This window comes from Pseudomonas sp. S2_E02 (assembly GCF_054668355.1).
The window spans coordinates 5,335,429-5,342,500 of the sequence record NZ_CP162761.1 but is presented as its reverse complement, the minus strand read 5'-3'; the positions used below and the strand labels follow the sequence as shown (position 1 = coordinate 5,342,500).

At 59.5% G+C, this 7,072-nt stretch carries 6 protein-coding genes (1 of these 6 cut by a window edge); 5 read left to right on the top strand and 1 reads right to left on the bottom strand.

Annotated elements, in window-relative coordinates:
• Nucleotides 1-1,000 carry the 5' portion of an omega-aminotransferase AptA gene (gene aptA / locus AB4O01_RS23900; protein WP_093430337.1) on the bottom strand. Its footprint begins 350 nt before the window's first position, so the window shows 1,000 of its 1,350 coding nt (coding positions 1-1,000); the start codon lies at nt 998-1,000; its stop codon lies beyond the left edge, outside the window.
• 138 nt (nt 1,001-1,138) lie between these two features.
• Here aptA and AB4O01_RS23895 point away from each other — a divergent pair, with 138 nt between their 5' ends.
• The 5 genes from AB4O01_RS23895 (at nt 1,139) to AB4O01_RS23875 (ending at nt 7,062) form a co-directional block, all read left to right on the top strand.
• Complete coding sequence (locus AB4O01_RS23895; protein WP_007914725.1) at nt 1,139-2,059, top strand: LysR family transcriptional regulator; 921 nt, start codon at nt 1,139-1,141, stop codon at nt 2,057-2,059.
• A 121-nt stretch (nt 2,060-2,180) separates the two neighbouring features.
• A complete protein-coding gene (locus AB4O01_RS23890; RefSeq protein ID WP_460089789.1) occupies nt 2,181-3,569 on the top strand; it encodes a uracil-xanthine permease family protein in 1,389 nt (462 codons plus the stop codon).
• A gap of 87 nt (nt 3,570-3,656) precedes the next feature.
• Entirely contained in the window at nt 3,657-4,307 is a 651-nt protein-coding gene (locus AB4O01_RS23885) for a TetR/AcrR family transcriptional regulator (protein ID WP_038360732.1), read from the top strand.
• Between the two features lie 7 nt (nt 4,308-4,314).
• Nucleotides 4,315-4,896: an IMPACT family protein gene (locus AB4O01_RS23880; RefSeq protein WP_460089787.1), complete on the top strand. Its 582-nt coding sequence runs from the start codon at nt 4,315-4,317 to the stop codon at nt 4,894-4,896.
• A 618-nt stretch (nt 4,897-5,514) separates the two neighbouring features.
• Nucleotides 5,515-7,062, top strand: coding sequence for an ABC transporter ATP-binding protein (locus AB4O01_RS23875; protein WP_460089785.1), 1,548 nt, complete (start codon nt 5,515-5,517; stop codon nt 7,060-7,062).
• The last annotated feature ends 10 nt before the right edge of the window (nt 7,063-7,072 follow it).

The following is a 7,072-nucleotide window of genomic DNA, read 5'->3' as shown; positions in this document are numbered from 1 at the left end:
CCGGGTGTGCCGAGTAGGTGTAGCCGTGTGGAAATTCCACGGCGTATTCCGGGGTCGGCTGGTTCATGAATGTCTGGTAGATCTCGGAGCTGGCAATCACCGCGCCCATCGGGATCGCGCCGTTGGTGACTTGCTTGGCGATGCACATCAGATCCGGGGTCACGCCAAAGGTGTCGGCGCCGAACATATTGCCGGTGCGGCCGAAACCGGTGATCACTTCGTCGAACACCAACAGGATGCTGTGCTGATCGCAGATTTCGCGCAGACGTTTCAGGTAACCCTGTGGCGGAACCAGTACACCAGCGGAACCGGCCATAGGCTCTACGAATACCGCGGCGATATTCGAAGCATCGTGCAGCTCAATCAGTTTCAGCAGTTCATCGGCCAAGGCGATACCGCCCTGCTCCGGCATGCCACGGGAGAAGGCATTGCTCGCCAGCAGCGTGTGCGGCAGGTGATCGACATCCATCATCGCCTGACCGAACAGCTTACGGTTGCCGTTGACGCCGCCGAGGCTGGTGCCGGCGATGTTCACGCCGTGGTAGCCACGGGCACGGCCGATCATTTTGGTTTTGGTCGCCTGACCTTTCAGGCGCCAGTAGGCACGGACCATTTTCACGGCGGTATCGGCGCACTCGGAACCGGAGTCGGTGAAGAACACGTGGTTGAGGTTGCCCGGGGTCAGCTCAGTGATCTTCTCGGCCAGCTGGAACGACAGCGGATGACCGTACTGGAAGCCCGGCGAGTAATCGAGGGTGCCCAATTGCTTGGAAACCGCTTCCTGAATTTCCTTGCGGGTGTGGCCGGCGCCGCAGGTCCACAGCCCGGACAGCGAGTCGTATACCCGGCGGCCTTTGTCGTCGATCAGCCAACTGCCTTCAGCACCAACGATCAGTCGCGGGTCGCGCTGGAAGTTACGGTTGGCGGTGTACGGCATCCAGTGCGCGTCCAGCTTCAGTTGGCTGGCCAGTGGCGACGGCGCGTTTTCAGGCATGTTCATCGGGCAAAACCTCGCAGGGCATAAGCGTCAGGGAGATAAAAAGCGTTGTTGCAGCTAAATTGCCACGCGGATAAAGTCGGTGAAATCCAACTCTTCTAACCTTCAGTTAGAACTTTGCTAAACAATGAGAACAATAAGATGAGCAGCCGTCGCCCCGATCCGCTGGCCCAGGTCAGTGACTTTGATATCCGCTTGCTGCGGATTTTTCGCAGTGTGGTGGAGTGCGGCGGCTTCTCGGCAGCGGAAACCGTGCTCGGCATCGGTCGCTCGGCGATCAGCCAACAGATGAGCGATCTGGAGCAGCGCCTCGGTTTGCGTCTGTGCCAGCGTGGTCGAGCCGGTTTTTCGCTGACCGAGGAAGGTCGCGAGGTGTATCAGTCGGCACTGCAACTGTTAAGTGCACTGGAAAGCTTTCGCACCGAAGTCAACGGCCTGCACCAGCATCTGCGGGGTGAGTTGATCATTGGCCTGACCGACAACCTCGTCACCCTGCCCCATATGCGCATCACCCACGCCCTCGCCCAATTGAAAGAACGCGGGCCGGATGTGCAGATCCAGATCCGCATGATTGCGCCCAATGAAGTCGAGCAAGGCGTGCTCGATGGGCGTCTGCATGTCGGCGTGGTACCGCAGGCCAGTGCGTTGTCGGGCCTCGAATATCAGCCGTTGTACAGCGAGCGTTCGCTGCTTTATTGCGCGGTTGGCCATCCGTTGTTTTATGTCGATGACAAACAACTCGATGACGAACGCCTTAACAGTCAGGACGCGATTGCCCCGACCTTTCGTTTGCCGGCGGAGATTCAGGCGCATTACCAGGCACTCAATTGCACCGCCAGCGCCTCCGACCGTGAAGGGATGGCGTTTTTGATTTTGACCGGACGCTACATCGGTTACCTGCCGGATCACTACGCCAGCCTCTGGGTGCAGCAAGGTCGTTTGCGTGCGCTGAAATCGCAAACACGTTTCTACGACCTGAGCCTCGCATCGGTCACGCGCAAGGGGCGGCGCCCTCATTTGGTGCTGGAAAGCTTTTTGGAGAGTCTGGCGGCAACGCGTTGAAAATCCGCCGAGGCCCGCCAGTGTTGGGCCCTGGCGACAAATCCGGCAAATAACCTGAGCAAGTGGACAGCTTTTTGCAGTGCTGGATCAACCCCGATCCTTCAACAAGAAGCCTTAAGCCATGCAGCCAGATTCCGCACCGTCCAGCGACCTGATCTACGGCCTCAACGACCGCCCCAAACCCGCCGCTGCAATTCTTGCCGCGCTGCAGCACGTGCTCGCCAGTTTCGTTGGCATCATCACCCCACCATTAGTGATCGGCTCGGCCCTCGGGCTGACTGCGCATTTGCCTTATCTGATCAGCATGGCCTTGATGGTCTCGGGCGTCGGCACGTTTATTCAGGCGCGGCGGCCGTTCGGCATCGGCGCGGGAATGATCTGTCTGCAAGGCACCAGTTTTGCTTTTCTTGGTGCGGTGCTGTCGGCGGGGTTTCTGGTCAAGCAGCGCGGCGGCAGCCCGGAAGACATTCTGGCGATGATTTTCGGTGTGTGCTTTTTCGGCGCAATCGTGCAAATCGTCCTCAGCCGCTTTATCGGGCAATTGCGCCGCGTGGTCACGCCGTTGGTGACCGGAATCGTCATCACGCTGATAGGCATCAGTCTGATCAAGGTCGGCATTACCGATCTGGGCGGAGGCTTCAATGCGCCGGACTTCGGTGCGCCGGGCAATCTGGCGTTGGGCGTGTTTGTGTTGCTGACGATCATCCTGCTTAACCGCTCGAACACGCCATGGGTACGCTTGTCGGCAATCATCATCGGTTTGCTGCTCGGCAGCCTGGCCGCGTGGTTCAGTGGGAAACTGGTACCGCAGCCATTGCCTGACTTGCCGCTGATGAGTTTTCCTACGCCGTTCAAGTTTGGCTTCAACTTCGACTGGACGGCTTTCCTGCCGGTCGCGCTGATTTATCTGATCAGCACCATCGAAACCGTCGGCGACCTCACTGCCAACTGCATGCTCGCTCGCCAACCGATCAGCGGCCCTTCTTATATAAGCCGCCTGCGCGGTGGCGTACTCGGCGATGGCGTCAGCTGCATGATCGCCGCGACCTTGAGCGCCTTTCCCAACACCACGTTCGCGCAGAACAACGGCGTGATTCAGTTGACCGGCGTCGCCAGCCGCTACGTCGGGCTGTACATCGGCGCGATTCTGTTTTGCCTCGGCTTGTTCCCGATGATCGGCGCGGTGCTGCAACAGATTCCGAAACCGGTGCTCGGCGGCGCGACCCTGGTGATGTTCGGCGCGGTGGCGGCTGCCGGTGTGCGCATCCTCGCGCAGTCGCCGCTGGATCGACGCAGCATGTTGATCATCGCCACGTCGTTCGGCGTCGGCCTGGGCATCGCCGCACAACCGACCCTGCTACACCTATTGCCGAAACTGGTGCAGAACCTGTTTGATTCGGCGATCACCAGCGGCGGCCTGACCGCAATCATCCTGTGCCTGCTGCTGCCGGAGTCGAAAACCGAGGCCGCTGAAGCGCACGCGCCGCTGAACAAGATCGAACAGGCGTAACGGTTTTTCGCGCAAGGACTTGTCGGATGCCTGTGGGTGCGCTATCAACGCAACTGGTTGCACCCACAGACAAACCCGGAAGTGCCTATGACCTTTGAAGTCCCTGCCCATGGCGGCAAACCCGCCAGCCGCATTCGTCAGAAGAACGAAGAGACCATCCTCAAAGCCGCCGAAGACGAGTTCGCTCGTCACGGGTACAAAGGCACCAGCATGAACACCATCGCGCAGAATGCCGGGTTGCCCAAGGCCAACCTGCATTACTACTTCACCAACAAGCTTGGCTTGTACGTGGCGGTGCTGAGCAACATCATCGAGTTGTGGGACAGCACCTTCAACACCCTCACCGCCGAGGACGATCCGGCCGAAGCGCTGACTCGCTACATCCGCGCCAAGATGGAATTCTCCCGCCGCCAGCCACAGGCCTCGCGGATCTTTGCGATGGAAGTGATCAGCGGCGGCGAATGCCTCAGCGAATATTTCAATCAGGATTATCGCGCCTGGTTCACTGGCCGCGCGGCGGTATTTCAAGCGTGGATCGATGCGGGCAAAATGGACCCGGTCGATCCGGTGCACTTGATCTTCCTGTTGTGGGGCAGCACTCAGCATTATGCCGACTTCGCCACGCAGATCTGCCGCGTCAGTGGTCGCAGCAAGTTGACCAAGCAGGACATGGAAGACGCCGGCAACAACCTGATCCGCATCATTCTCAAAGGCTGCGGCCTCACTCCTCCTCTATAAGACGTTTATGCCTTTCACCCTCAGCGGTTTTTGCGAGTACCGCGAAGAGATTCGCAAAAGCCGCTTTAACACCTTCGCCACGCCAATCGGCAGCCCTGCCGACGCGCAGGCGTTTTTCGAGCAGTACAGCGATCTGAACGCCTCGCACAATTGCTGGGCGTGGAAACTCGGCGATCAATACCGCAGCAATGACGACGGCGAACCGGGCGGCACGGCCGGGCGCCCGATTCTGGCGGCGATTGAAGCGCAGGATTGCGATCAGGTCGCGGTATTGGTGAGCCGTTGGTACGGCGGCATTCAACTCGGCACGGGCGGTTTGGCCCGGGCTTATGGCGGTGGCGCGAACAAGTGCCTGCAGACGGCGGCCAAAATCGAATTGATCAGCCGGGTGCCGTTGAGCTGTGCTTGCGGGTTTGCCGAGTTGGCGCTGGTGAAGTTGCGGGTGGCCGATCTGGGTGGATTGGTTGTCGAAGAAAACTTCACGGCAAACGGCGTTGAGTTGAAGTTGGCGGTGGGTGAGGCGCAGATCGATGTCTTGCAAACCCAGCTAGCTGATTTGAGCCGTGGGCGGATTTTGCTTCAACGATAAAAGATCAAAAGATCGTCCGATCGCGGCCCGAGCGTTCCGCAGCTCCTACATTTGAAATGCGCTCCCCTGTTGGAGCTGCCGAAGGCTGCGATCTTTTGGGGCGATCCCGAATTTCCTTATTCCACAGAGTTGCCCACATCGGCTGTGCACCCGACTGTGGATAACCTGAGCACATTCCGCTGTAACCCTTCTGTCACGTGGCTTTGCGCGGTTTGTTCACTTTTCGTTCAATTCTCCCGACGAAACGAAATTTTCAAACATAAACAGTCAGTTAGCGCGGTTTATCACCATTAGAAGAAAGCACCGCAGTGCTTATGCCCGGGTTTGCAGCTTGCGCACAATAACTGTGGAACAAGCTGTGGATAACCCGTTCATGGCTGGCGCAGTCGCTGGATCCATCTAGCCCCCAAGGGATTGCTCGTTTTTTGATCATATCGCGACGGGCAAAACTGGCGCCCGAGCAACGGCTTTGCTCTGAATTGGTGCCATCGTCGTACGTGATTCGGCCTTCAATGCTCTATACCGAGTGCTGCCCCACGCGGCCCGCTCGCGTTCCTGACTCAATGGCCAGGAAATTGCTTTATCCACAGGCACAACTCCAAGCAAGTCGAGCCTGTCATGCCAATTGCTTCCAACACCCCGCGCCTGCAACTGCGCCACATCAGCAAACGCTACCCCGGTTGTCTGGCCAACGATGCCATCGACCTGAGCATCACGCCCGGTGAAATTCACGCCCTGCTCGGTGAAAACGGTGCGGGCAAAAGTACGTTGATGAAGATCATCTACGGCGTCACCCAGGCCGACACCGGCGAGATGCTTTGGCAAGGTCAGCCGGTGAATATCCGCAACCCGGCGCAGGCGCGGCAGTTGGGGATTGGCATGGTATTCCAGCATTTCTCACTGTTCGAAACCCTCAGCGTGGCGCAAAACATTGCTTTGGCGATGGGCGCAGCAGCCGGCACGCCGAAACAACTGGAACCGAAAATTCGTGAAGTGTCGCGCCGTTATGGCATGGCGCTGGAGCCGGAGCGACTTGTCCACAGCCTGTCGATCGGCGAGCGGCAACGGGTGGAGATCATTCGTTGCCTGATGCAGGACATTCGCCTGCTGATTCTCGACGAGCCGACCTCGGTGCTGACGCCGCAAGAGGCCGACGAATTGTTTATCACCCTGCGCCGCCTCGCCGCCGAAGGCTGCAGCATTCTGTTTATCAGCCACAAACTCGCTGAAGTGCGCGCGTTGTGCCACAGCGCGACGGTTCTGCGCGGTGGGCGCGTGGCCGGACATTGCCTGCCAGCGGAGTGCTCGGATCAGCAATTGGCGCAGATGATGGTCGGCGAAGCGGCGGCGTTGATTGGCGACTATCCGAAGGTCAGCGGCGGCGCGGCGTTTTTGCAGGTGAAGGGCTTGAGTTGGCACAACCCGGATCCGTTCGGCTGCTCGCTGACTGACATTGATGTGCAAGTGCGCAGCGGCGAAATTGTCGGCATCGCCGGGGTCGCTGGTAATGGCCAGGATGAGTTGCTGGCACTGCTCAGCGGCGAGCAAACCTTGCCTCGGGCGCAAGCCGCGACCATTCGATTCGCCGAGCAACACGTCGCCGATTTGCGCCCGGATGCCCGCCGCAAACTGGGCCTGGCTTTCGTCCCCGCCGAACGCCTCGGGCATGGCGCGGTGCCGGAATTGAGTCTGGCGGACAACGCCCTGCTGACGGCTTTCCAACAAGGCTTGGTCAGCAACGGGCTAATCCAGCGCGGTAAAGTCGAAGCCCTCGCCCAACAGATCATTCAGCGCTTCGGTGTAAAAACCCCGGACACACAAACCGCCGCGCGCAGTCTGTCCGGCGGCAATCTGCAGAAATTCATTCTCGGCCGGGAAATCCTCCAGCAACCGAAACTGCTGATCGCCGCGCACCCGACCTGGGGCGTCGACGTTGGCGCCGCCGCGACCATTCACCGTGCGCTGATCGCGCTGCGCGATGCCGGCGCGGCGATTCTGGTGATCTCCGAAGACCTCGACGAATTGTTCCAGATCAGCGACCGCCTCGGCGCGCTGTGCGGTGGACGTTTGTCGGCACTGCAAGACACCAGCAAGACACAACTCAGCGACGTTGGCGGCTGGATGGCCGGCCAGTTCGACCACGCCCCTTCAGCCGCCACGTTTTAACGGAGTTATA